The organism is Acidobacteriota bacterium (assembly GCA_030949985.1).
Lineage (GTDB): Bacteria > Acidobacteriota > Polarisedimenticolia > J045 > J045 > JALTMS01.
This window is the reverse complement of record JAUZRX010000058.1, coordinates 18,623-42,863: the sequence shown is the minus strand read 5'-3', so window position 1 is coordinate 42,863 and position 24,241 is coordinate 18,623. Positions and strand designations below refer to the sequence as shown.

Annotated in this window: 16 protein-coding genes; 11 read left to right on the top strand and 5 right to left on the bottom strand. The window is 70.8% G+C overall.

Annotated elements, in window-relative coordinates; genetic code table 11:
• Window positions 1-74 precede the first annotated feature (74 nt).
• Both Q9Q40_12290 and Q9Q40_12285 read left to right on the top strand, forming a co-directional pair.
• Window positions 75-4,790, top strand: coding sequence for a hypothetical protein (locus Q9Q40_12290; GenBank protein MDQ7008002.1), 4,716 nt, complete (start codon window positions 75-77; stop codon window positions 4,788-4,790).
• Between the two features lie 32 nt (window positions 4,791-4,822).
• Entirely contained in the window at window positions 4,823-6,892 is a 2,070-nt protein-coding gene (locus tag Q9Q40_12285; protein ID MDQ7008001.1) for a sulfatase-like hydrolase/transferase, read from the top strand.
• A gap of 19 nt (window positions 6,893-6,911) precedes the next feature.
• Here Q9Q40_12285 and ndk read toward each other — a convergent pair whose 3' ends face one another.
• From ndk to sucC, 3 genes are all read right to left on the bottom strand, one after another.
• Entirely contained in the window at window positions 6,912-7,337 is a 426-nt protein-coding gene (gene ndk / locus Q9Q40_12280; GenBank protein MDQ7008000.1) for a nucleoside-diphosphate kinase, read from the bottom strand.
• A 77-nt stretch (window positions 7,338-7,414) separates the two neighbouring features.
• On the bottom strand, window positions 7,415-8,287 hold the full coding sequence (gene sucD / locus Q9Q40_12275) for a succinate--CoA ligase subunit alpha (protein ID MDQ7007999.1): 873 nt from the start codon (window positions 8,285-8,287) through the stop codon (window positions 7,415-7,417).
• Window positions 8,284-9,453, bottom strand: coding sequence for an ADP-forming succinate--CoA ligase subunit beta (gene sucC, locus Q9Q40_12270; protein ID MDQ7007998.1), 1,170 nt, complete (start codon window positions 9,451-9,453; stop codon window positions 8,284-8,286). Before sucC ends, sucD begins: the two co-directional genes overlap by 4 nt.
• A gap of 261 nt (window positions 9,454-9,714) precedes the next feature.
• Between sucC and dacB the strand changes: the two genes are divergently transcribed.
• Window positions 9,715-11,148, top strand: coding sequence for a D-alanyl-D-alanine carboxypeptidase/D-alanyl-D-alanine-endopeptidase (dacB, locus tag Q9Q40_12265; protein MDQ7007997.1), 1,434 nt, complete (start codon window positions 9,715-9,717; stop codon window positions 11,146-11,148).
• Here the strand turns inward: dacB and Q9Q40_12260 are convergent.
• Both Q9Q40_12260 and Q9Q40_12255 read right to left on the bottom strand, forming a co-directional pair.
• Window positions 11,145-13,721: a BamA/TamA family outer membrane protein gene (locus Q9Q40_12260; protein ID MDQ7007996.1), complete on the bottom strand. Its 2,577-nt coding sequence runs from the start codon at window positions 13,719-13,721 to the stop codon at window positions 11,145-11,147. The genes dacB and Q9Q40_12260 overlap by 4 nt on opposite strands.
• Window positions 13,722-13,804: 83 nt before the next feature.
• Entirely contained in the window at window positions 13,805-15,838 is a 2,034-nt protein-coding gene (locus Q9Q40_12255; GenBank protein MDQ7007995.1) for a sulfatase-like hydrolase/transferase, read from the bottom strand.
• Between the two features lie 134 nt (window positions 15,839-15,972).
• On the opposite strand from Q9Q40_12255, the gene Q9Q40_12250 reads away from it, so the two are divergent.
• The 8 genes from Q9Q40_12250 (at window position 15,973) to menB (ending at window position 24,241) form a co-directional block, all read left to right on the top strand.
• Complete coding sequence (locus Q9Q40_12250; GenBank protein ID MDQ7007994.1) at window positions 15,973-16,257, top strand: hypothetical protein; 285 nt, start codon at window positions 15,973-15,975, stop codon at window positions 16,255-16,257.
• A 59-nt stretch (window positions 16,258-16,316) separates the two neighbouring features.
• Window positions 16,317-17,660 carry an isocitrate/isopropylmalate family dehydrogenase gene (locus Q9Q40_12245; protein ID MDQ7007993.1) on the top strand — a complete coding sequence of 448 codons (1,344 nt, stop codon included), beginning with the start codon at window positions 16,317-16,319 and terminating at the stop codon, window positions 17,658-17,660.
• A gap of 79 nt (window positions 17,661-17,739) precedes the next feature.
• Window positions 17,740-18,771: a 3-deoxy-7-phosphoheptulonate synthase gene (aroF, locus tag Q9Q40_12240; GenBank protein ID MDQ7007992.1), complete on the top strand. Its 1,032-nt coding sequence runs from the start codon at window positions 17,740-17,742 to the stop codon at window positions 18,769-18,771.
• A gap of 62 nt (window positions 18,772-18,833) precedes the next feature.
• The gene (locus Q9Q40_12235) at window positions 18,834-19,520 is read left to right on the top strand and encodes a ubiquinone/menaquinone biosynthesis methyltransferase (GenBank protein ID MDQ7007991.1); all 687 of its coding nucleotides are present in this window, start codon (window positions 18,834-18,836) and stop codon (window positions 19,518-19,520) included.
• Entirely contained in the window at window positions 19,517-20,860 is a 1,344-nt protein-coding gene (locus Q9Q40_12230; GenBank protein MDQ7007990.1) for an isochorismate synthase, read from the top strand. The genes Q9Q40_12235 and Q9Q40_12230 overlap by 4 nt, the downstream gene beginning before the upstream one ends.
• Window positions 20,857-22,611, top strand: a complete 1,755-nt coding sequence (gene menD / locus Q9Q40_12225; protein MDQ7007989.1) for a 2-succinyl-5-enolpyruvyl-6-hydroxy-3-cyclohexene-1-carboxylic-acid synthase — start codon at window positions 20,857-20,859, stop codon at window positions 22,609-22,611. The genes Q9Q40_12230 and menD overlap by 4 nt, the downstream gene beginning before the upstream one ends.
• Window positions 22,608-23,423 carry an alpha/beta fold hydrolase gene (locus Q9Q40_12220; protein ID MDQ7007988.1) on the top strand — a complete coding sequence of 272 codons (816 nt, stop codon included), beginning with the start codon at window positions 22,608-22,610 and terminating at the stop codon, window positions 23,421-23,423. Before menD ends, Q9Q40_12220 begins: the two co-directional genes overlap by 4 nt.
• Complete coding sequence (menB, locus tag Q9Q40_12215) at window positions 23,420-24,241, top strand: 1,4-dihydroxy-2-naphthoyl-CoA synthase (GenBank protein MDQ7007987.1); 822 nt, start codon at window positions 23,420-23,422, stop codon at window positions 24,239-24,241. The genes Q9Q40_12220 and menB overlap by 4 nt, the downstream gene beginning before the upstream one ends.

The window sequence follows — 24,241 nt, the reverse complement described above, 5'->3', positions numbered from 1 at the left end:
ATCGTAATTCGCCCGCAGTTCCGCTACGCCACACGCACCTTGGCCGGGATGCCGGCCGCCAAGGAGATCCGGTCGTGAGCAAGCCCCCCGTTCGCCGTGCCTCGTTCTGTGTTCCCCTCCTGCTGGCCTTGCTGCTGGGCCTCTCTTACGCGGCGGCAGCGACCGTGCGTCCGGAGGCCAGCGTCTTCGACGACCTGGCCCAACCGGATCCGGGAGCGGTGCTCTCGACCCGCACCCACCCGATCGGCACCCTGGGCGAGGCCGATCCCCTCCGACGCGCCTGGGAGGCCTTCCGCGCCCACGAAGGCGCCGGCTGGAGCCTGCGCTTCGACCCGCGTTCCGGCCTGCCGGCCCTGGCCCAGGGCCGGACGCCCTGGATCCCCGGACCGGGCAACGACCTGACCGGTGCCCCGGCCGCCGGGCTCGGCGATCTCGAAGCCCTGGCCCGCCGCCTGATCGAACGCTACCCCGACCTCCTCGGCCCCCTCGGCGACCAGCTCGTCCTCGACCCGGCAGCCAGCCGCTTCGATCCCCAGGGCGCCAGCCGCGTCACCTTCCGCCAGCGTGTCGGCGATCTGCAGGTGGATGGCGCCCACTACGACTTCCAGGTGGTACGGGGCAACCTGGTCAGTTTCGGAGCCAGCCGCCTGGCCCCGGTGCGGATCTCCCTGACCCCCACCCTCAGCGCCGACGAGGCCCGCGCGGTGCTCGAGGCCTACGTGGGCCCCGACCGGATGGGCCTGGCACACATGGTGGGAGGCGCACGCCTGGGCCTGATGCCCGTCAGCCCCGATCTCGCCGGCGCACAGGAGTGGACGGGAAACCGCGGTACGGGCATCACCCATCGCCTGTACTGGAGCTTCGTCCTCCAGGCGCCCGGTGAGCCCGCCCGCTGGGTGGCCAAGATCGACGCCCACAGCGGCGAGATGCTGGCCTTCTTCGACTCGACCCACTACGAAGCGGTGCGCGGCGCGATCTACCCGATCTCTCCCGACGGCGACTGCGCCAACGACGGCTGCGAGGTGGCCGGCTACCCGATGCCCTTCGTCGACGTGGCCGAAGACGGCGGCGCGGATGTCTACACCGGCGATTTCGGCGTCTACACCTGCGCCACCCTGGGCTCGGAGGTGCGGACCAACCTCAGCGGGCAGTACTACTACATCACCGATACCTGCGGCGCGATCGACGAGCCCGGCGTCTGCGACGACGACGTGGACCTCGGCCTGAGCGCGGGTCCCAACTGCACGGTGGCCCCCGGCGCCTCGGCGGGGAATACCGAAGCCTCCCGCACCATGTATCACTCGGTGAACCGGGTCGGCCAGAAGGCGCGCTTCTACCTGCCCGACAACTCCTGGCTCAACGGCCGCGTCAACTGCCGATCCAACGTCAGCGGTACCTGCAACGCCTTCTGGAACGGCACCATCAACATGTACAGGGAAGGTGGCGGCTGCAACAACACCAGCCTGATCAACGGCGTGGTGACCCACGAATGGGGTCACGGCTTCGACCAGAACGACGGGGGCGGTTACGACAACCCGTCGGAGGCCTACGCCGACGTGGTGGCGATCTTCGAGAGCCGCGAGTCCTGCGTCGGCCGCGGCTTCTACGCCGACGGCCGGACCTGCAGCGGCTACGGTGACAACTGCCTGACCTGCACCGGCATTCGCGACATGGACTGGGCGGCCCGCGAGGCGAACACCCCGGCGACTCCCACCAACTTCACCGGTGACCGCTGCGGCGGCGGCGGCGGCCCGTGCGGCAAGGAAGTCCACTGCGAGAGCTACGTCATCTCGGAGGCGATCTACGACCTGGCCACCCGCGACCTGCCCGCCGCCGGCTGGGACGAGGCCAGCGCCTGGCAGATCGCCGAATACCTGTGGTACTCCTCCCGGGACGGCTCCACCGGCGACGTGTACAACTGCTCGCTGCCCGACGCCGACAGTTGCGGCACCGGCACGTGGTACCACCGGATGCGGGTCGCCGACGACGACGACGGCGACCTGTCCAACGGCACTCCCAACGCGGCGGCCATCTTCGCCGCCTTCGACCGCCACGACATCGCCTGCGGCCTGGCCTCGGATCCCGAGAACCAGAGCCAATCCGCCTGCCCCACCCTGGCGCCCCCCGTGGTGACGGCCAACCCCACGACCAACGCGGTCGAGCTGACCTGGGACCCGGTACCCGACGCGGGCAGCTACGTGATCCACCGCACCGACATCGGCTGCAACCGCGGCCACACTCCGCTGGCGCGGATCGAAGCCCCCGCGACCACTTACACCGATGACGAAGTGATCAACGACTTCACGGTCTACTACCGGGTACAGGCCTTCGGCACCAATCCCCAGTGCGCCGGTCCCGTCTCCGCCTGCATCGAGACCGCGCCCCAGCCCTTCGCCGGCAAGGTGCGCTTCGACCAGGCCACCTACGGCTGCAGCAACCTGATCACCCTGCGCGTAACGGACGCCAACGTGGGCGCGGCGACGGTCTCGGTGACGGTCTGGTCCGACACGGAGCCCACTCCCGAGACGGTGATCCTCAACGAGACCGCCGCCGGCTCGGGCAAGTACGAGGGCACCATCACCACGACCTCTTCCGGTCCGGTCAACGGTGACGGCCTGCTCAGCACCACCGACGGCGATCTGCTGACCGCCGAGTACATCGACGCGGACGACGGCGCCGGCGGCACCAACGTCACCCGCCAGGACACCGCCGCCTCCGACTGCATCTTCCCCGTCATCAGCAACGTGGGCGAGTCGGGGATCACCGGCTCCCAGGCCACGGTGAGCTGGAACACCGACGAGATCTCCGACACGGTGCTGATCTGGGGTGAGGTCAAGCCGCCGAGCCAGACGGCCACCGGAGCCAACGGGGTGACCCAGCACGACGTGACCCTCACCGGCCTGGCGGAGTGCACGGTGTACTACTACGAAGTGCAGTCCACCGACCCGGCGGGCAACCTGGCCGCCGACGACAATTCCGGCGCCTACTACCACTTCGAAACCCTGGGGGACTTCGGCGACGGGCTCCAGCCCTGCCACGCCGGCCAGGCCCGCATCGACAACGCCGTCTACTCCTGCTCCGATTCGGTGACCTTCCGGGTCACCGACCTGGACCTCAACGCGGATCCCGAGGTGGTGGAGACCGCCGTCCTGAAGGTGACCTCCTCGACGGATACCACCGGTGAGCTGGTCACCGTCACCGAGACCGGCGTCAACACTTCCAAGTTCACCGGGAGCATCAGCACGGTCTCCGGCGCGGCGACACCGGGCGACGGCCTGCTGCAACTCTCCGACGGCGACGTGATCACGGTGACTTACGAGGATGCCGACGACGGCAGCGGCAGCCCGGCGATCAACTTCGACGTGGCCGATGCCGACTGTGGTGGTCCCCCGGTCAAGGACTTGCAGGTCGACACCATCACCGACCAGCGGGCGACGATTCGCTGGAACACCGACGAGCCGGGGGACACGGTGGTGGAGTGGGGCACGACCCCGTCGCTGGGCCAGACATCTTCTTCCAGCTCGCTGACCGGCGGGCACTCGGTGACCCTCAACCAGTTCAGCGACTGCCAGGAGGTCTACTTCCGGGTCTCGAGCACCGACGCCTACGGCAATACCACCACCATCGACGACAGTGGCCAGCCCTTGCGCTTCGCCCTGGGTAACATCCCCGGTCTGTACTACCGCGAGACCTTCGAGAACGGCACCAACGGCTGGACCCTCCAGGGCGAGTGGGAGGTCGACAGCCCCCAGGGCCTGGGCGGTGATCCCGCCGACGCCTACAACAACCAGGGCGTGCTGGGCGACGACCTCAGCGGCCTGGGCAGTGACGCCGGTCGCTACGAGCCCGGCGCGGCCACGGTGGCCTCCTCGCCGGTGCTCGACGCGACGAACTGGACCCACACCGAACTGCTCTACCGCAGACGCCTGCGGGTACACGGCTCCGACGACGCCTCCCTGTGGGTCTTCGCCGGACCGGGCTATCCCCTCTACCGCAACGACGGTGCGACCCTGCGGGAGTCCACCTACAGCCTGCAGCGCAACGACCTGACCAGCCTGGTGGACGGCAGGCCCCAAGTCCACCTGGAGTTCCGTCAGAGCGCCGACGGATCGGTCCAGGAAGGTGGCTGGACCATCGACGACGTGATCCTCAAGGACGGCAGCCTGCCGGACTTCGGAAGCTGCTCGGACTGCTCGTCGATCCCCTCCTTCCGCGGAGCCACCAGCGCCAAGGACAACGACGCCTGCGGCGCCAGCGGCGTGACGGTTTCCTGGGACAAGGCGGTTTCCTGGGGCACCGGCGGCGGCGGCAGCTACAACGTCTACCGCAGCACCGACCCCGCTTTCGTTCCCTCCGCTTCCACCCTGGTGGCCAGCGGTGTGACGACCCTTTCCTACGACGACACCGCAGCCCCCACCGACAGCACCCTCTACTACGTGGTCCGCGCGGAGACCGACGAGACCTGCGGCAGCGGCCCGGCCAACTCCGGCAACGAGGACGCCAACGACGTCCACGTGACCGTCTCGGAGACCACGAGCTGGCCCACGCCGCCGGCGGTGCAACAGGTGCGGGTAGACCTGGTGGGCAAGGCCCACGTGCGGCTGTCGTGGGACGCGGCTCCCGACGCGACGGTCTACAATGTCTACCGCTCCAGCACTCCGGACGGAAACTTCACCCTGCTGGGCACGACGACGACCCTGCACTACGAGGACCGCAACCAGGGTGACGTGGCAGACACCTGGTTCTACCTGGTGAAAGGATCCAACCCCTGCGACAACGAAGGTCCCTGATCACTCTCGACGCCGCCGGCAGCGCCCGCCTCGTGCTGGCCCTGCTGGCGGCTTGTTTGTTCCTGGCAGCCGCACCGGCGAGCGCTCCCTCCGGGCGTCCCGCGGGGATCGTACTGATCACCCTGGACACCACCCGGGCCGATCACCTGGGCTGCTACGGCCGCAGCCCCTCTCCCACCCCGAACCTCGACGTCCTGGCCGCCGCCGGAGTGCGCTTCGACCAGGCCCTCTCCCCCGCGCCCCTGACCCTGCCGGCCCACGCGAGCGTGATGACCGGCCTGCCGCCGCGCCTTCACGGCGCCCGGGACAACGGCGAGCGACTGCCCCCCGGGGTCAAGACCCTGGCAGAAGCTCTCGCCGATGCCGGCTGGCAGACCGCCGCCGTGGTGGGCTCGGCGGTGCTCGACCGGGCGACCGGCATCGACCGCGGATTCGCCGTCTTCGACGATCAGGTGCGGCAGGGCCCCCGGCGCTGGTTCGACTGGCGGGAGCGGGCCGCCAGCCAGGTGGTCGATCGGGCCCTCGAAGAAGTCGCAAGGCTCGAGTCCCCGTTCCTGCTCTGGGTCCACCTCTACGACCCCCACCTGCCCTGGGTCGCCCCCGAACCCTGGCGCAGCCGTTTCGAGGGCCACCCCTACCAGGCCGAGATCGCCTTCGCCGACGACCAGCTCGGGCGGCTGCTGGCGGCCGTGCGTCGCCGCTGGCCGGCGGTGCTGGTGGCGGTGGCGGGGGACCACGGCGAGAGCCTGGGCGAGCACGGGGAGAAGGACCACGGAGTGCTGCTCTTCCAGACCACCCAGCGAGTACCGTTGATCCTCGCCGGCCCCTCCGTCCCGGCCGGCCGGGTGGTCCGCACGCCGGTGGGCCTGGTGGACCTGGCGCCCACCCTGTTGCGCCTGGCCGGCGTGAAAGTGCCGAAGACGATGGAGGGGCGGCCCCTGATCGACGACGGCCGGGTCAGCGCACCTGCCGACCGCGCCTTCGAGATGGAAGCCCTGCACGGGGCCCGGGCCTACGGCTGGCGCCCCCTGGCCGGAGTGGTCAAGGGTCGATTCAAGCTCCTGAGTGCGGGCCGTCCCCACCTCTACGACCTGGCCGCCGACCCGGCCGAGCGGCGTGACCTGGCCACCACGCACCCTCGCGTCGTCGCCGCCCTCGTCGATCGGCTCCCCGCCCTGGACGGGGCGGCGGCCCCGGGAGAGGAGACGGCGGCCGATACCGAGCGGCTGGCCACCCTGCGCTCACTGGGCTACGCCGCCGGCGCCCCCCCCCTGCCCGGCGACCGGCGACCGGATCCCCTCGAAGCGGTGGCTTCCCTCCAGGTGCTGCATCACGCCCGGGAGGTCCTCGCCGCTCCCGACGCCGACCCCCGGGCCCTGGCCCAGGCCACCACCCGGCTCGAACACATGCTCGCCGACAACCCCGCCAACCTCCCCGCCCGACTCACCCTGGGCAACCTGTGGCTGGCCCGCGGGCAGGTCGCCCGGGCGATCACCGTCTACGAGCAGGCGCTCCGCCGCGCCGCCGACGACGACCGGGTCCATCAGCTCCTCGGCCGGGCCTGGCGCGCCCGGCGCCCGGTCACCGAGGAGTCCCTGGCCACCGCCGCGGCCGCCTTCCGCCGGGCCCTGGAACTGCGTCCCCGCAACCCCGAGGCCACCGGCGGCCTGGCCGAGACCCTGATCGATCTCGGCCGCGCCGATCAGGCTCTGGCCGTCCTCGACCAGGCAGCGGCCCGAGACGTGGAAGACCCGCGCCTGCTGCTGCTTCGCGGCTCGCTGCTCGCGGCGGCGGGCCGGGGCGAACCGGCCCTGCAGGCCTTCCGCCGGGCCCTCGAACTCGATCCCACGGACGCCGCGGTCCTCGAAGCGATGGGCAAGCTGTCCTGGACCCGGGGCCGGCCCGGGCAGGCCGCCGACTACTACCGGCAGGCCCTGGCCGCCGCGCCCCGCCCGGAACTGGCCCGGACCCTGGGCTCGATCTACCTGGCTCTCGAGAACATTCCCGCCGCCCGCCAGGCCTTCGAAACCGCCCTGCGCCTCGATCCCGACGGGCGGGAGGCCGGACGCATCCGCGAGATCCTTCGGGAACTGCCCCGCTGACCCGCCCCCTGGACGCAGCTCAGGCTGGAACGAGATCCATCCCCGGAAACAGGTAGCCGATCTCGAAAGCCGCCGTTTCGGGCGCGTCGGAACCGTGGAAACCGTTGCACTGGATGTTCGTCCCGAAACGCTGCCGCAGAGTGCCCTCGGCGGCTTCCGCCGGATTGGTGGCACCCAGCAGCTCCCGCCAGCGGCGGATGGCGTCTTCTCCCTCGAGAACCATCAACAGCGCCGGACCGCTGCTCATGAAGTCGGTCAGTTCACCGAAGAAGGGCCGCTGACGGTGGACCGCGTAAAAGCCCTCGGCCTGGCTCTTGCTCAGTTGGGCCCTCCGCAGGGCCACAGGCTGCAAGCCGGCCTCCTCGATCGCGGTGAAAACAGCTCCCAGTACGTTCTTCTTCACGACATCCGGCTTGATCATCGCCAGGGTTCGTTCACGAGCCATGAGGATTCCTCTCCCCGGCGCCGCAGCCGGTTGGCCGCGGCGCTCTCTCCAATTCGATACCTACGCCTTCGACGGGCTCAGCGGCCCAGGGCCTCGAGCACCCTCTTGCCGATTTCCGCCGGCGAGTCCGCCACGAGGATGCCCGCGTCCCGCAGGGCCTGCTTTTTCTCCGCCGCCGTACCCTTGCCGCCACTGATGATGGCGCCGGCATGCCCCATGCGCCGTCCGGGAGGCGCCGTGGCCCCAGCGATGAACGAGACCACCGGTTTGCTCATGTTGTCGCGGATCCAGGCCGCGGCCTCTTCCTCGGCGGTGCCGCCGATCTCTCCGATCAGCACGACGGCCTCCGTCTGGGGGTCCGCCTCGAACTCGGGCAGCAGCGAGGTGAACGGCGAGCCGATGATCGGATCACCACCGATGCCGATACAGGTGCTCTGGCCCAGGCCCGCCCGGCTGAGTTGGTCGACAGCCTCGTAAGTCAGCGTACCGGAGCGCGACAGCACGCCCACGGTCCCCGGCTGGTGAATCTGGGCCGGCATGATGCCGATCTTGCAGCGGCCCGGCGTGATGATGCCCGGGCAGTTGGGGCCGATCATCCGGGTCCGCGAGCCGGAGAGAGCCTGCGCCACCTTGACCATGTCCCTGACGGGAATCCCCTCGGTGATCGTCACCAGCAGCGGGATACCCGCGTCGATGGCTTCGAGGGCCGCGTCGGCGGCGAAGGCCGCGGGAACGAAGACCGCCGAGGCGTTGGCCCCGGTGGCCGCCATGGCTTCGGCGACGGTGTTGAACACCGGGATCCCCTCGTGGATCTGCCCGCCCTTGCCCGGCGTGACGCCCGCCACGACCCGGGTTCCCGATTCGACCATCTTCCTGGTGTGGAAGGAGCCTTCCGCACCCGTCATCCCCTGGACGACGACCTTGGTGCCCGCATCGATCAGAATACTCATGCCGCACCTCCACGGGTGGCTGCCACGACCTTCCGCGCGGCCTCGTCGAGGCCCTCGGCCACCTGGAGTTCGAGTCCCGAATCGGCCAGCATCTCGCGCGCCTGCTCCGCATGGGTTCCCTGCAGGCGGACGACCAGCGGTACCCCGATCTTCACCTCGCGGGCCGCGGCGATGATGCCGTCGGCCACCCGGTCACAGCGCACGATGCCGCCGAAGATGTTGACCAGCACGGCCCGCACGTCTGGGTCGGAAAGAAGGATCCGGAAAGCGTTGGTCACGGACTCCTTGTTCGCCGAGCCCCCCACATCGAGGAAGTTCGCCGGCCGCGCCCCCGCCATGTCGATGATGTCCATCGTCGCCATCGCCAGGCCGGCGCCGTTGACCATGCAGCCCACCGTGCCGTCCAGCTTGATGTAGTTCAGGTCGTAGCGCGAAGCCTCCACCTCGAGGGGATCCTCCTCGTCCAGGTCCCGCAGCTCGGCGATCTCCCGGTGACGGAAGAGAGCGTTGTCGTCGAAGTTGAGCTTGGCATCGAGAGCGTAGAGATCGCCCGCGGGCGTGGTCACCAGCGGATTGATCTCCACCAGCGAGGCATCACACTCGTCGAAGCAGCGGATCATCGCGCCGAGCATCCCGGTGAAGGCCTTGACCTGGGCCGGCGCAAACCCCAGGCCGAAACCGATCTTCCGGCCCACGAAGGGCAGATAGCCCACGGCGGGATCCACGTCCTGGCGCAAGATCTTCTCGGGCGTCTGTGCGGCGACCTTCTCGATCTCCACACCCCCCTCGGCCGAAGCCATGACCGTCAGGCGGGCCCTGGCGCGATCGATCAATACGCTCAGGTAGTACTCGTGCTCGATGTCGAGGGCCTCGGTGACGTACACCTTGCGCACCAGCTTGCCCTGGGGGCCGGTCTGGGGCGTGACCAGGGTCATACCGAGGATCCGGCCTCCCTGCTCGACGGCCTCGTCGATGGTCTTGCAGAACTTGATGCCCCCACCCTTGCCTCGCCCACCGGCATGGACCTGGGCTTTGACCATCACCGGCGCGCCGATCTCCGTGGCGGCGGCCCGGACGTCTTCGACGCTCTCGGCGATCTTGCCTCGGGGCACTTTCACCCCGAAACGGGCGAGGATGTCCTTCGCCTGGTACTCGTGCACGTTCAAGGCTGTTCCTCCTGGCCCTTTCGAGGCGAGCGGGCCCACCGGCTCGAGCGGCGGGGGTGGGATGCGGCCCGGCTCCGAAAAGGGAGAATGCAGAGCGAAGGGCATCCTAGTCGCCTGCAGCCCCGGGGGCAACAGATCCACCCCCCCGCGCCCCGCGATTCGGCCTAAAATCCCCCCGTGCCTGTCCTGCTGCCCCTGCTCCTCCTCGCCCCGGGCCCCGGCGTGCCGGTCCCGGCGCCCCCCGTGCCCATACGGCGGGTGATGGAACGCTGGCAGCTGGAGCCGGGCGAGCTGGGCCTCCTGGCGGTGGACGCCGACACCTTCCGCCCGGTCCTGGCCCACCGCCCCGACCAGCCCCTGCGCCCGGCCTCCACCATGAAACTCCTGACCACCGCCTGCGCCCTCGAGCGCCTGGGCCCGACCCGTCGCTTCGAGACCGTTTTCCGCGCCGACCGCCGGCCCGACGCCGAAGGCCGGATCGAGGGCTCCCTCTACGTGGTGGGGGGAGGCGATCCCCTCCTGCGGGGCGAGGACATGTGGGTCGCGCTGCGGGAGCTGGCCGCCCTCGGCACCCGCGAGATCTCCGGCGACCTGGTGGTCGACGGCCATCTCTTCGGCCCCCCCGCGCGACCGGCGTCCTGGCCGCCGGCCCGGCGCAGCCAGCCCTACGAAGCCGACCAGCAGGCCCTGGCCCTGGCCTGGAACAGCATCGAGGTGATCGTGCTCCCCGGCCCCGCGCCGGGAACCCCCGCCAGGATCGCCACCTTTCCCCTCGCCGCCGGCGTGGAACTCGCAGGCCGACCGCGGACGGGCACCTCCACCTCCATCACCGCCGGCTACCAGCCAGGCGAAAAGGGGCGGGCAGGCCGCATCCTGGTGCAGGGCACGGTGGCGGCGGGAGGCCCGCCCTACCGGCGCTGGCTTCACCTGGGCCAGCCCCTGATGGTGGCCGGGCGCGCCCTGTCCGAACTCCTGCCGGCGGCGGGCATTCACCTCCACGGCGGCCTGCGCCGGGGGCGGGCCCCCGACACGGCTCCCGTTCTGCTCCGCCGGACCTCCCCACCCCTGGCCGAGATCGTGGCGGCGACGAACAAGTTCTCGAGCAATTTCGCCGCCGAGATCCTGCTCCGCCTGCTCGCGGTTCGCCCCGGGGACCCCCCGGCCACCACCCGTGCCGGCCTGAAGGTTCTCGAAGGCTGCCTCGACCGCTGGGGCATCGACCGCAGCCGGCTGATCCTGGCCGACGGCTCCGGCCTGGCTCCCGTCGACCGCCTGACTCCGCGCAGCCTGGTCGCCGTACTCCAGCGTGCCGAACGGGCCGCCGACTGGGGCCCCGAACTGCTGACATCCCTGCCCCGGGCGGCCGAAGACGGCACCCTGCGCCGGCGCCTGGCCTCCTACCGGGGCCGGCTGCGCGCCAAGACCGGTTCCCTCACCGGTGTGTCGACGCTGGCAGGAAAGCTCGTGCTCGAAGACGGCCGACGGCTGCTCTTCGCCATCCTCGTCCAGCGCAAGCCGCCCCGACCGGCCCCGGCGGCCCTGGTCGACGAGTTGCTCGCCGCCGTCGAAGAGGCGCTCCCGGCGCCCGGTCCGGAGAACTCGCAGGCCGTCGACGATGCCTTGCCGGCGCCGGGGGACGCGCATCCGGCGGCGAGCCGCCCGGCGCCCGGAGGGCCGAGGCGTAGGGTGGGCTAGAAAGGCAGGCCGATGGAAAACTGGAAACTGTTGGTGCGGTCACCGGGCTGCTCACGCACGGGCCAGCCGTAGATCAGGCGGATCGGCGCCTGGAAGACCGGCAGGAAGACCCGGAATTCGAACCCGGCGGCCATGCGGGCGGTCGACAGGCTCCAGCTCTCGCCGTTGTCGTACACACCACCGGCGTCGAAGAAGGCCGCCATCGTCGCCGTGCGACCGATGGGGATGCCGAACTCGAGTTGCAGCAGGCCGAACTTGCTCCCCCCGACCAGCACCGGCCGCGGCACCGCGATGCCGGTGATCGGATCGGGGATCGGGTTGCCGCTCTGATCGACGGGCAGGATGAAGCGCACCGGCGAGAGCGAGCGGGTTTCGAAAACCCGCGGCCCGATGGTGTCACCCCCCATGAAAAAGCGGGTGAAGCGCGGCACGCCGGAGACGAAGCCCGCCTCCCGGTGGACGCCGCCGAAGGGCCGGACCCAGCCCACTTCGCCGTGGATCGCCAGGAAAAAGCGCCGGAAGACCGGCTTGTACCAACTGCTCTCGATCCGCGGTTTGAAGTAACTCGCCTCCGAGCCCAGCAGATCCGAGGTGATCTGCGGAAGGATCAGCAACTCGAAGCCCCGGGTCGGACGAAGGAAGTTATTGACGTTGCGGTAATTGAAAAGCGGCGTGATGGAGGCGATGCGGGTTTCGGTCTGGGCGAAGTCCTGGGAGAGGTCGAGGGTGTCGGCGCTGATGTTCTCGTAGCTGTAGCGCACCTGGAACGAACTGTAGTTGCCCAGTCGCTTGCCCACCATGATCGACCCGCCCGTGGAGGTCTGGGACAACCGCTGCAAGGCGCCGGCCGCGTCCCGGGCCCGCCCGAAGTCCAGCGAACGGCGGGAGATGGTGAAGCCGAAAGTATAGGGCTTGCCCATGAACCACGGTTCGACGAAGGAGATCGCCGCGCGGCTCGCACGGCCGCCCACCGAGGCATAGAAACTCAGTGATTCGCCCCGCCCCAGGAAATTCCGGGTCTGGTAGCTGGCGAGGAAGAAGCCGCCCTCCAGCTCACTGTAACCGCCGCCGACCTGGATCTCGTTACGGGATTGCTCTTCGCCGTCGATGATGACGTCGACTTCCGCGGCGTCCGGATCGGGCTCGAGGGTCGGTTCTTCTCCCGGCACCCAGAAGGCGAGCTGCCGCAACTTCTGCATCGAGACATCGAGGGCCTGGCGGTCGAGGACGCCGCCCTCGACCACGTTCAGCTCGCGGCGAAGAACCTCGTCGCGGGTGGTGGTGTTGCCGCGAAACTCGATGGTGTCGATGGTGTAGGCCTGGTCCTCGTCGATCTGCACCACCACGTCCGCGACGAACTCCCCCTCGTGACGCTCGAAGCGCCGCGAGGCCACCGCGTAGACGTAGCCCCGCCGGCCGTAGAACTGCTTGATCCTCTCCAGTCCCGCCTCGATGGCCCCGTCGGCCAGCACCGATCCTTCGCGCAGCGGGAACAGGGCGCGCAAGAACCGGTCGTCGAAAAGCTGGTTGCCCTCGAAGGTGATTTCGCCCAGCCGATAGACCTCCCCTTCCTCGACGGGAATGGTGAGGTAGACCCATTTCTTTTCCTTGACTTCGAGTTCAAGATCTGCGTCGGCTTCCGCCCCGGCGCGGTCGCCCCGGGCCAGCGGCAGGGGGGGAAGCTCGTCCTCGAGGTCAGCCGTCTTCGCCTGCTTCCGGCGCTCACGCTCAGCCTTCCGCCTCTTTTTGCGGGCCTCCCTCTCGGCGCGCCTGCGGGCCTTGTCCTCGGCCCGGCGACTGCGCACGGTCTTGATTTCGACGATCGGCGGCCGGACGTCCACGTCCAGGTACCCGTGATCGCGGTAGTATTGCAGGACGTGGGTCACGTCCTGCTGGTATTTCAAGGGGTGATAGAGCGCCTTGCGGGAGAACGGCCACCACCAGCGCCACTCGCGGGTCAGTTCCAGGCGATCCTTCAGCTTGCCGTCCTTGAAGGCCTTGTTGCCGACGAAATCCAGCTTGCGGATCTTCGTCTTGCCACCGGGCACGATGCGGAAGAACACCGAACGAGTGGAGGGTGAGCGCTCCTCCACCACCGCCTTCACCTTGGCGTCGAGATATCCCTTCTGGCCGAGCAGATCCCGGATCAGGGCCTCCGCCCGCCAGAGCTTCTTGCGGTCCAGCGGAGAACCCACGCCGAGGGTGAAATCCCGTTCCTCGTAGTAGTCCTCGATTTGCTGCTGGCTGACCGCCTTGACCTTCTGGTAGTCGACCTCGAGGATCGTGGGTCGCTCCTCGAGCTCCACGATCAGGACCGCCCCCTCGGGGTCGCAGCGCTTGAAAAAGCGCAGGTCGGAGAAGTAACCCCTCTCCCAGAACCGCCGGTACTCGCGCCGGATCTGCGCCTCGTTCCACGGATCGCCGGGTTTGATACCCAGATCGAAGCGCACGGCGTCGGCGCTCATCCGCCGGTTGCCCCGGACCTCGATGGCGTAGATCGTCGAGCAGTCCTGCCCCTCCCCTGTGCCTTGGGCGACGGCCCCGACAAGGGTCCCCAAAAGGACCCCCAGCATGGCCCATGCCCGCAGCGGGGCCCTCTGTTTTCCGGTCTCCAAGCTCATGTCCGCCACAGACTAGCCTGCATCGCAGGGGCTCGCTATCGCCTGGCCAGCCAGTCGCCCAGCATGTCCGAGATCTGTCGACGCAGGCGTTCCTGGCGGCCTCGGAACGACAGGACCTCGCGCTCCACCCCCTCGATGATGTAGAAGCGTTCGCTGCCGTCGGGATGGCGCACCAGCTTCCAGGGGCCGAAACGCACGGCGTAGAGCCGGTCCCCGCTCACGGGACCGGGCAGGGACTCGCTGAAAACGGGGCCGGACTGGGGATCGCGGGGAATCGAACGAGGATCGACGAGATAACGGGAGAGATCCTCCCCCTCGCAGCGGCGCCCGCTGGCCAGGCCGATCAGTCCCAGCACGGTGGGCGCCACGTCCACCAGGGAGGCCGGCCCCTGCACGCTGCCCCCGGGATCGACCCCCGGACCGGCGACGATCCAGGGGACGTGGAGCACCCCTTCGGGGAGGGCGGACCCCGCCTCGAACCACACCCCGCCCTCTCCCAGGCAAATACCGTGCTCGGCGACCAGCACCACGATCGTGCGGTGCAATTCCCCCCGCGCGCGCAGCAATTCCCACATTTCCCCCACGGCCCGGTCGGCCTCGAGCACCTGCTCCTGGTAGCCCCTCAGCCAGGCGTTGAGAGGCTGGCTCCGCTGGTCCGGGTCGGCCCAGCGGGGCGGCAGGGGAATCGGATCCACCTCGCCGGCCCGCCTCCCGCTCGCCGAAGGCCGGGGCGTCGGGCGGGCCGGACCCGCCAGTTCGACCCAGGCGCACCAGGGCCCCCCGCTCGATCGGCCGAGCCAGTGCCGAAAGCGCTCGACAGTCTCTCCCGCGGGCCGGATGCTCCGCCCGGGGACCCGGGAGAAGGACCGCCAGAAGCGGCCCAGCGTGGCCCGGGCCAGCCAGTCCTGCAGGCCGGTCAGGTCATCGTAGACATGGAAATAGTCGGCCAGTCCCGTGCGCTGCCCGTCCAGGCGCCGCCAGGAGACGAAGGCCGCGGTGGCGTAGCCGTGGGAGGCCAGCGCTCCGGGCAGGCTCGGCGGGCGCCAGCCGCGCACCGGCCCCTCCTGCCGGTGGGAGGAAGGGTAGAGCCCGGTGAGCAGGGAGGCGGCGGAGGAGACCACCGAGGTCGAAGGGGCCTGGGCCGCGCGGAAGTGCACGCCCCGATAGGCCAGGGCGTCGAAGTTCGGGGTGGGTTCGGCCCGGGACCGGTAGAGGCTGAGGACGTCCGCCCGCAAGCCGCTGACACTGACCAGCAACAGGTTGGGATGGGTGCCGGCGGGCCGGTTTCCGTCGCGCAGCGCAGGGCCCACCGCGCCGGTCGCCAGCAACCCGACGGCCAGGGCCAGGGCCCCACCGCTGGTGATCGCCAGCCCCCAGCTTCCCCGCCGCGCCCGCAGGACCACCGCCGGCAGGAGCAGGAAGACGGTCGCCGTCACCACCAGCGCCAGGGCGGCGAGAAAGAGCAGTCGGCCGGGGGGCGCGGTGCCGGATCCCCAGCGCAGGGGCAAGGGCGAGACGGCCAGCAGGAAGGCGACCGTCCAGCGACCCAGGGCATAGCGCCCGGGCCGAGCGCCGAACAGGCGGCCGACGCCCAGGGCGGTCATGGAGAAGGCCGCGCCCAGGCCGGCGCCCAGCAGCCACCCCGCCAGCACGGAGAGCAGCAGCAACGCGATGGCGTCGAGCCAGCGCGGTCCCGGGTGAAAACCCGCCGTCAGCACCCGCAGGGCGTCGACCAGGCCCAGTACGGTGCCGAACCCCGCCCCCAGCCAGACCCCGGAACGCAGCGCGGACGGCGGCCCGGCGGGCGCGTGGCGCGGCGCCATACCCTGGCGGGCGTAGAAACGAATCAGCCACCCCTCGAGGCCCGCGCCCCGGCGCGCGGTGAGCACCCTCAGCGCGGCGAAGAGGAACAGGCCCTGCAGCGGGTTGGTCAGGCGGAAGAGGCTGATGCCCAGGGTCCCCAGGTGCACGCGGGTCCCACCGGTGCCCAGCAGCACCACCACCGCCAGCCCGAAGACCACCAGCCCCAGGTTCGCAACCCGGGCACTCCAACGGCGCGGGTCGATCATCGGGGAGCGCGGGCCAAGGGTCGGGGCTCTCGATGGCGGGCCCGTTCTACGGGCGGTCGTGGAAACATGCGGGCTATTCTATCCTTGCCCCGGCGGCGGACGCCCGCCCACAAACCCCGGGGAGAGGCGAGACCATGGACAGCCAGCAGTCCCTGCAGGCCAGGCTCATCACCCTGAGCGAGGAACTGGTCGCCCAGCAGGAAGCCAAACTGCGTCGCATCGGCGAGGCGATCTGCCCGGATCTCAGCCTGGACGATCTCTACTGCCCCGACGACATCCCCCGCCTCCGAAGTGACCCCCATTTTCTCTACGAGCACGGGGTGCTGGCGGGTCTCTCCGCCGCGGCGGCCGCCGTTCGTGCGCTGCTGCGGGAGATCGAACTGGCCGAGGCCGATCGCCGGGCTGGGCAAGAGCCCTGACGGTCCGTATCATGGCGCGGACCCCCACCATCCCGTGTTTCCGATAAAGGCGAATAGCTGTGGCTGAATTCAAGGAAGTGAAGATCCCCGAAGGTGACCGGGTCCGGATCCAGGCGGGCCGCGTCGAAAGCGGCGACCGCCCCATCATCGGCTGCCTCCGGGGCGACGGTATCGGCCTGGACATCACTCCGGTCATGCAGACGGTGGTCGACGCCGCCGTCGAGCGGGCCTACGGCGGCCGCCGGTCCATCGCCTGGTGCCCCCTCTACGCGGGCCTCGAGGGGCTGCAGCGCTATGGCAGCGAGTTCCCGGAGGAAACCGTCGAGGCGATCCGGTACCTGAAGGTGGCGATCAAGGGCCCCTTCACCACGCCCATCGGCGAGGAGACCCACGTCTGCCTGCACTGCGCCCACCAGCAGTACCACGCCGGAACCTGCGACAAGTGCGGCAAGAACGACGGCGTCACCGAACGTTTCCGCTCGATCAACGTCCGTTTCCGCCAGCACCTCGATCTCTTCGCCTGCGTCCGACCGATCCGCTACTTCGAAGGCGTGCCTTCGCCCAACAAGTACGCCGACCGGGTCAACTTCGTCATCTTCCGTGAGAACACGGAGGACGTCTACGCCGGCTACGATTTCGAGCGGGGCAGTGACATGGCCGAGGCCATCATCGCCCTGATCAAGGAAAAGACGGGACGGGAAATCCGCTCCGACTCGGGCATCGGCGTCAAGCCCATTTCCGTCTTCGGCACCGAACGCCTGGTGCGCAAGGCCATCGAGTGGGCGATCCGTCAGGGCCTGCCCTCGGTCACCCTGGTGCACAAGGGCAACATCATGAAGTTCACCGAGGGCAGCTTCTGCAAGTGGGGCTACGAAGTGGCCGAACGCGAATTCGGCGACAAGCTGGTCAGCGAGAAGAAGCTCTGGGACGAACTCGACGGCAAGATGCCCGCGGGCAAGGTGCTGATCAAGGACCGCATCGCCGACTCGATCTTCCAGCAGATCCAGACCCGACCCGACGAGTACAGCGTGATGGCCCTGCCCAACCTGAACGGCGACTACCTCTCCGACGCGGCGATCGCCCTGGTCGGCGGCCTGGGACTCGGTCCCGGCGCCAACATGTCCGACGACATCGCCCTCTTCGAGGCGACCCATGGCACGGCCCCCAAGTACACGGGACAGGACAAGGTCAATCCGGGCTCACTGATCCTCTCCGCGGTGATGATGCTCGAGCACCTGGGCTGGAAGGAAGCCGCCGAGCTGATCAACGACGGCATGGCCCAGTCGATCCGCCAGGGCGTGGTGACCTATGACCTGGCGCGGCTGATGCGGCGCGAAGGCCGCGAGGACGTGACCGAAGTCTCCTGCTCGGGCTTCGGCAAGGCGATCGTCGAACGGATGTAGCTGACCTCCGGCAGCCGCCCTCCACCGGGGAGGACGGCTGCCTTCTCCGCGGCCCCCCGGCCGCCACCGGATCGTGGCCATGATCGTCTGGCTCGAGAAAGGTGCCGACGCCTCATACGTCCAGCGGGTGCTGGCGGACCTCGGACTCTGGGCGCTCCGCCTCGACGGCCCGGAAGGGACGGTGGGATTCTCGGTGCAACCCTGGTCCCGCAAGGTTCCCCTCGAGACCCTTCGGGGCATCGAGGGGGTCGCCTCGGTCGCCGCCCCCGCCTCGAGCCACAGGCTGGTGGACGCCGCCACCCTGCCCGTGGAGGTCGCCGGGGTGAGGATCGGCGGCTCCCGGCCGGTGCTGATGGCGGGCCCCTGCAGCGTGGAGACCCCCGGGCAGATCGAACAGGTCGCCGGTCGGCTGGCGGCCCGCGGGGTGACCTTCCTCCGCGGCGGCGCGTTCAAGCCCCGCTCCTCGCCCTACGCCTTCCAGGGTCACGGGGAGCAGGCCCTGGCCTGGCTCCGCCGGGCCGCCGACGCCCACGGCCTGAAAGTCGTGACCGAAGCCCTGAGCGAGGCCTCCGTTCCCGCCGTGGCGGAAGTCGCCGACCTGATCCAGGTCGGCTCGCGCAACATGCACAACAGCGCGCTGCTGCAGGCCATCGCCCGTCGCGGCAAGGCGGTGTTGCTCAAGCGCGGCATGGCCGCCACGGTGGAAGAATGGCTTCAAGCGGGGGAGTACCTGCTCTTCCACGGCGCGAGCGCGGTGGTCTTCTGTGAACGGGGCATCCGCTCCTTCGACGCCTCGACCCGCAACCTGCTCGACCTGGGCGCCGTCGCCCTGCTGCGCCACGTCCACCAGCTTCCCGTGGTGGTCGACCCTTCCCATGCCCTCGGCCGCCGCGACCTGATGCCCCCCCTGGCCCGGGCCGCCCTGGCCGCCGGCGCGGCGGGCCTGCTGGTCGAGATCCACCCCTCCCCCGGCCAGGCCCTGAGCGACGGCCCCCAGGCCCTGCGCCTGGACGATTTCGACGCCCTGGTCGACAGCCTCGAGACCGCCACCCCCGCGATCCGCACCCCACCGGCGCCCCCCGCCGGCCGGGCCGACCGCGCGGGCCGATGACCGTCCCTTCGCCACGACCGAGCCAGCCCCCCGCCGACGCGGTCCGCGGCGGTAGCGGCCGGATGTTCGACGGCATCGCCCGGCGTTACGATCTGCTCAATCGCCTGACATCCTTCGGCCTCGACCTGCGCTGGCGGCGCGAGACGGTGCGGGCGCTGGGAACCGACCTGGGCGAGGGCCCCGTGCTGGACCTGGCGACGGGCACCGGCGACCTGGCCCTGGCCATCGCGCGGGCCCATCGGCGGGTCAAGGTGATCGGCCTCGACCCCTCGCGGGCCATGCTCGAGCGGGGGCGCGCCAAGATCCACCGCGCCGGCCTGGGCCGACGCATCGCCATGCAGCGGGGCGCCGCCGAAAACCTTCCCCTGGCTTCCGCGTCGATGGCCGCGGTGACCATCGCCTTCGGCATCCGCAACGTGCCCCGGCGCCACCAGGCCCTGCAGGAAATGAAGCGGGTCACCCGCCCCGGGGGCCGGATCGCCGTGCTCGAGTTGACCGAGCCCCACCGCGGCCCCCTCGCCCCCCTCGCCCGCCTGCACGTGCGACACGTGGTGCCCCTGCTCGGCGCCCTGCTCTCCGGCGCCCGGGAGTACAGCTACCTGCGGGACTCCATCGGCGCCTTCCCGCCACCGGAGAGCTTCGCCGGCGAGATGGAAGCGGCGGGACTCCGGGTGCTGACCCTCGAGCCGATGACCTTCGGGGCCTGCTGCCTGTTCGTGGCCACTCCCGGGACGGGAAGCCACCGATGAACGCCGGGCACCCCCTCCCCGCCCGTGACACGAGCTGGGCGGCGCCGCTGGCGCAGGCCCTGGCCGCACCGCCCGCGGGCCCCGCCTGGTGGACCGTTTCCGCACCCGCCGTCGCCCCCGCGGCCCTCGGTGGCGCCTTCCCGGAGCACACGGGAGTGGTCTGGGCCCCGCCGAACGGCTCGGGCTGGGTCGCCTGCGACCTGCTGCGGGCCCTGCCCCGAACGGAAGACGACGGGGGCGCCTGGGCCGTGGGGGTCCAGCGTCGCCTGGCCGAGTTCACCGTCACCGGCGCGGGTCCCCTGGCCGTGGCGGTGCTGGCCTTCGATCCCCGGCACCCTCCCGGCGCCGAGAGTTCACGTTTCGGCCGTGACCTGGTCTTCATCCCCCGCTGGCTCTACCGCCGGCAGGGCGGTCGGGGCAGCCTGGCGCTGGGCCTCGACGGCCGTGAGAGCCCCGCCACGCTCGAAGCCCTGAGGGAGGCACTCGAGCGCTGGAAGCGCCTGCTGGACGCCCCCCGGTCACGGACCGGGCTGCCGGCCGTGCTCGAGCGGGAAGAACTTCCCGGCCCCCGGCAATGGGAGGCGATGGTGAACACGGCCCTCGAAGCCCTGGAAGCGGGAGCGATCGAAAAGGTGGTCCTGTCCCGCCGCCTGCGACTGCGCCTGGCCCAGGCTCCCGACCCGGCGGAAGTCCTCGCCCGCCTGGCCGAATCCTCGCCCCACGCGACGGCCTTCGCGGCCCGCTGCCAGGGCGCCGTCTTTCTCGGCGCCAGTCCCGAACTCCTGGTCGCCCGCATGGGCGGGCAGGTCCGCAGCGAGGCCCTGGCGGGCTCCGCGACGGAGGACGACCGGCTCGCGACCACCAAGAACCTGGCCGAGCACGCCCTGACCATCGCAGGCATCCAGCGCACGCTGCAGACCTTCTGCCAAGCGTGCCACGTCGCGCCCGAACCGCGGGTGCTCTCCCTGCGTCATGTCAGGCACCTGAAAACGCCCATCGAGGGGCGACTGCGCGACCCCACGACCAACGCGCTGCAGCTCGCCCTCGCCCTGCACCCCACGCCCGCCGTCGGCGGCACCCCCACCACCCGGGCGCGGGAGATGATCCACCGGCTCGAAGGCACGAGCCGGGGCTGGTACGCCGGAGCGTTGGGCTGGATCGACGCCCGGGGCGACGGCGCGTTCCGCGTCGCCCTGCGCTGCGGAAGGCTCGAGGGCTCCACCGCCTGGCTCCACGCCGGCGCGGGCATCGTGCCCGGCTCGCGGCCCGCTGCAGAGTTCCGGGAGACGGAGATCAAGTTCCGCCCCCTGCTGGCCGCCCTCGGGGCGCTGGAGCGATGAGCGCGGCGGCCCAGACCACCTGGGTCCGGCAGATCGCCGACGCCCTGGCGCGATCCGGCGTGGAAACCGTCGCCATCAGTCCCGGCTCCCGCTCGGCCCCCCTGGCGCTGGCCCTCACCGAACACCCGCGCCTGCGCACCGAGGTGATCGTCGACGAGCGCGTCGCCGCCTTCTTCGCCCTCGGTGTCGCCCGGACCACGGGCAAGCCCGCCGCGGCCCTCTGCACTTCGGGCAGCGCCGGTGCGCACTACCACCCGGCGGTGGTGGAGGCCGGTCGCGCGGGCCTCCCCCTGCTGCTGCTCACCGCCGACCGCCCTCCCGAACGGCATCACCGTCTCGCCCCCCAAACCATCGAACAGGTGGCGTTCTACGGCGCCCACTGCCGGGGCTGTTTCGACCTGGGCCCCGCCGAAGCGGCTCCCGCCCTGCTGGGGGCCACCGCCCGCACGGTGGCCCAGGCCGTGGCGCGCGCCCGGGGCGCGGCGGGCGCGCCGGCAGGTCCGGTGCAGCTCAACCTGCGGCTGCGCAAGCCCCTCGAGCCCGCGCCCGACGCGCCGCCCATCGTCGACGTGTCGCTGCCCCGGGTCCACCCACCCCAACCCGCCCCGTCGGCGACGAGTCTCGACACCCTGGCCGAACTCTGCCGGGTCAAGCGCCGCGGACTGATCGTCGCCGGGCCGGCCCACCCCTGGTCGGCGCCGGATCACGCCCTCTTCACGCAGTTCTCCCGCTCCACGGGCATGCCCCTGGTGGCCGAGGCGGCCAGCCAGCAGCGATGGGCCCGTTCTTCCGGGCACCCCTCCTGTGCGAGCTGGGAATGGCTGTTGCGATGCGGGTGCCTGGCGGACCAAGGTCCCCCGGACCTGCTGATCCACTTCGGCCCCCCCGCGACCCCCAGCGGCGCGGGCACCCTGGCCGAAGCCTTTCCCGAAGCGACCCTCGTCGTGGTGCATCCCACCGCGGAAGGCGACCCGGCCGATGGCGCGCACCTTCTCCTACAGGCCGACCCCGCACGGGTCCTCGAAGGGTTGATCCAGCGGGCCGGCCGGGGGCCGGGGTCCCACCAGCGCTGGGGCGCACGCATCGACCGCTTCGACAGGGAGGTCTGGCGCTTTTTCGAGCAAACCCTCGACGCGGACGCCGCCTTCGGCGAGGCCATCGCGGTGCGGACCGTGGTGCGGCACCTGCCGGACGACGCTCTGCTGGCCCTGGCCAACAGCCTGCCGATACGGGAGGTGGATCTTTTCTGCCCCCCCTCCATGGCACAGGCACCGGTTCTGCACCAGCGGGGGGCCCATGGCATCGACGGCCTGGTGGCCGCCGCCGCCGGCGCCGGCTGGGCCGGCGGACGCCCGGTGGTCCTGCTCTGCGGCGACCTGGCCCTGCTCCATGACCTGGGAGGCCTGGCAGCGGCCCGCCGCTCACGCGCCCCGCTGGCGATCGTGGTGCTGGCCAACGGGGGCGGACGCCTCTTCGATCTTCTGCCCGCCTCCCGCCACGCGGGCCTGGCCGAGCACTTCGACGCCCTCTTCACCGCCGGGCAGACCCTGGATCTCGAGTCCCTGGCCCGGGGCTTCGGCATTCCCTACCGGTCCTGCAGCGACGCCCCCGGGCTGGCCCGCAGCCTGCAGGAGGCGGGGGCCCGGGCGGGCTGCACCCTGATCGAGGCGCAGGTGGGCGACGCCGCCGCCCGGACCATCGCGGAGGTCACCGGGGCCCTCCGCCGCCGGCTCGACCGCCTGGCGCCATGACCGCCCCGACGATCCATCGCCTCCGCCACGAGGGGCTGCTGGTCCTGCGCTGGGGCCGCGGCGGGCCGGATCCCGTCGTCGCCCTCCACGGCTTCACCGGCCACGGGCTGTCCTTCGAGAACCTCGGCCGGGCCGTCGCCCACGGTGGCGGAAGCCTGTGGGCGCCCGTCCTGCCCGGACACGACCCCCTCTCGCCGCCCCTGGAGGGTGAAGGCTTCGTGGATGCCGCACGGCGCCTGGGCCGGATCCTCGAGGCCATGCTCGACGAACCCTGCCGGCTGGTGGGCTACTCCATGGGGGCTCGCGTGGCCCTGGTGCTGGCCCTCGAGCGACCGGAACTGGTGCGGGCGTTGCTCCTGGTGGGAGTCCATCCGGGACTCGAGCCTGCGGCGCGGGAACGAAGGCGGGCGGAGGAGCGCCGCTGGCAGAGCCGTCTCCGGGATCAAGGTTTGCTGGCCTTTCTCTCCTGGTGGGAAAGCCGCCCCCTGTTCGCGTCCCAGGCGCGCCTCGACCCCGGGGTGCGAGGCCGGCAGAATCGGCTTCGCCGGCGCCACCGGGCGGCGGCGTTGGCCGGGGCCCTCGACACCCTCGGGCTCGGCGTGATGCCGGCCTGCCTCGGGCGCATCGGAACGATGAACTTGCCGATGCACCTGGCGGTCGGAGAAGATGACCGCAAGTTCGTCGACCTGGGCCGACAGATCGCCCGGGCGACGGACGGCCGGGCCACCCTGGAGGTGGTTCCGGGAGCCGGCCACAACCTTGTACTCGAACATCCGGAGCTGCTGCTCCGCTGGATGGAGAGCCGTCCATGACCAAGCGCCAGTGGTCCATCATCGAGGGCTACGAAGACATTCGTTACGAGAAGTCCGGCGGGATCGCCCGGGTGACGATCAATCGCCCCCAGGTGCGCAACGCCTTCCGGCCCCTGACCGTCGAGGAGATGCTCCGCGCCTTCAGCGACGCCCGGGACGACCGGAAGATCGGAGTGGTGATCCTCACCGGCGAAGGCGACAAGGCTTTCTGCTCCGGGGGCGACCAGTCCGTGCGGGGCGACGGCGGCTACGTGGGAAGCGACGGCGTCCCGCGGCTGAACGTACTCGACCTGCAGCGCCTGATCCGCACGCTGCCCAAGCCGGTGATCGCCCAGGTGGCCGGTTACGCCATCGGCGGCGGTCACGTCCTGCACCTGATCTGTGATCTGACCATCGCCGCCGACAACGCCCGTTTCGGCCAGACCGGCCCCCGCGTGGGCAGTTTCGACGGGGGGTACGGGGCGTCCTACCTGGCCCGGGTGGTGGGCCAGAAGAAGGCCCGCGAGATCTGGTTCCTCTGCCGCCAGTACGACGCGCAACAGGCTCTGGCCATGGGCCTGGTCAACACCGTCGTCCCCCTCGAACGACTCGAGGAGGAGACCCTGCGCTGGTGCGACGAGATCCTGCAAAACTCGCCCACCGCCCTGCGCCTGCTCAAGGCCGGACTCAACGCAGACTGCGACGGGCAGGCGGGCCTCCAGCAACTCGCCGGCGACGCCACCCTGCTGTTCTACCTCACCGAAGAAGCCAAGGAAGGCAAACGGGCCTTCCTCGAGAAACGGCGGCCCGATTTCGACAAGTTCCCACGCTTTCCCTGA

What these genes read in the sequence shown, in the direction of transcription:
- dacB (MDQ7007997.1), top strand. Translation starts at nt 9,715, where the DNA reads ATGGAACGCTGGCAGCTGGAGCCGGGCGAGCTGGGCCTCCTGGCGGTG.
- Q9Q40_12260 (MDQ7007996.1), bottom strand. Translation starts at nt 13,721, where the DNA reads ATGCTGGGGGTCCTTTTGGGGACCCTTGTCGGGGCCGTCGCCCAAGGC.
- Q9Q40_12250 (MDQ7007994.1), top strand. Translation starts at nt 15,973, where the DNA reads ATGGACAGCCAGCAGTCCCTGCAGGCCAGGCTCATCACCCTGAGCGAG.
- menB (MDQ7007987.1), top strand. Translation starts at nt 23,420, where the DNA reads ATGACCAAGCGCCAGTGGTCCATCATCGAGGGCTACGAAGACATTCGT.
- Q9Q40_12255 (MDQ7007995.1), bottom strand. Translation starts at nt 15,838, where the DNA reads ATGATCGACCCGCGCCGTTGGAGTGCCCGGGTTGCGAACCTGGGGCTG.
- aroF (MDQ7007992.1), top strand. Translation starts at nt 17,740, where the DNA reads ATGATCGTCTGGCTCGAGAAAGGTGCCGACGCCTCATACGTCCAGCGG.
- Q9Q40_12220 (MDQ7007988.1), top strand. Translation starts at nt 22,608, where the DNA reads ATGACCGCCCCGACGATCCATCGCCTCCGCCACGAGGGGCTGCTGGTC.
- Q9Q40_12230 (MDQ7007990.1), top strand. Translation starts at nt 19,517, where the DNA reads ATGAACGCCGGGCACCCCCTCCCCGCCCGTGACACGAGCTGGGCGGCG.
- sucD (MDQ7007999.1), bottom strand. Translation starts at nt 8,287, where the DNA reads ATGAGTATTCTGATCGATGCGGGCACCAAGGTCGTCGTCCAGGGGATG.
- Q9Q40_12235 (MDQ7007991.1), top strand. Translation starts at nt 18,834, where the DNA reads ATGTTCGACGGCATCGCCCGGCGTTACGATCTGCTCAATCGCCTGACA.
- ndk (MDQ7008000.1), bottom strand. Translation starts at nt 7,337, where the DNA reads ATGGCTCGTGAACGAACCCTGGCGATGATCAAGCCGGATGTCGTGAAG.
- menD (MDQ7007989.1), top strand. Translation starts at nt 20,857, where the DNA reads ATGAGCGCGGCGGCCCAGACCACCTGGGTCCGGCAGATCGCCGACGCC.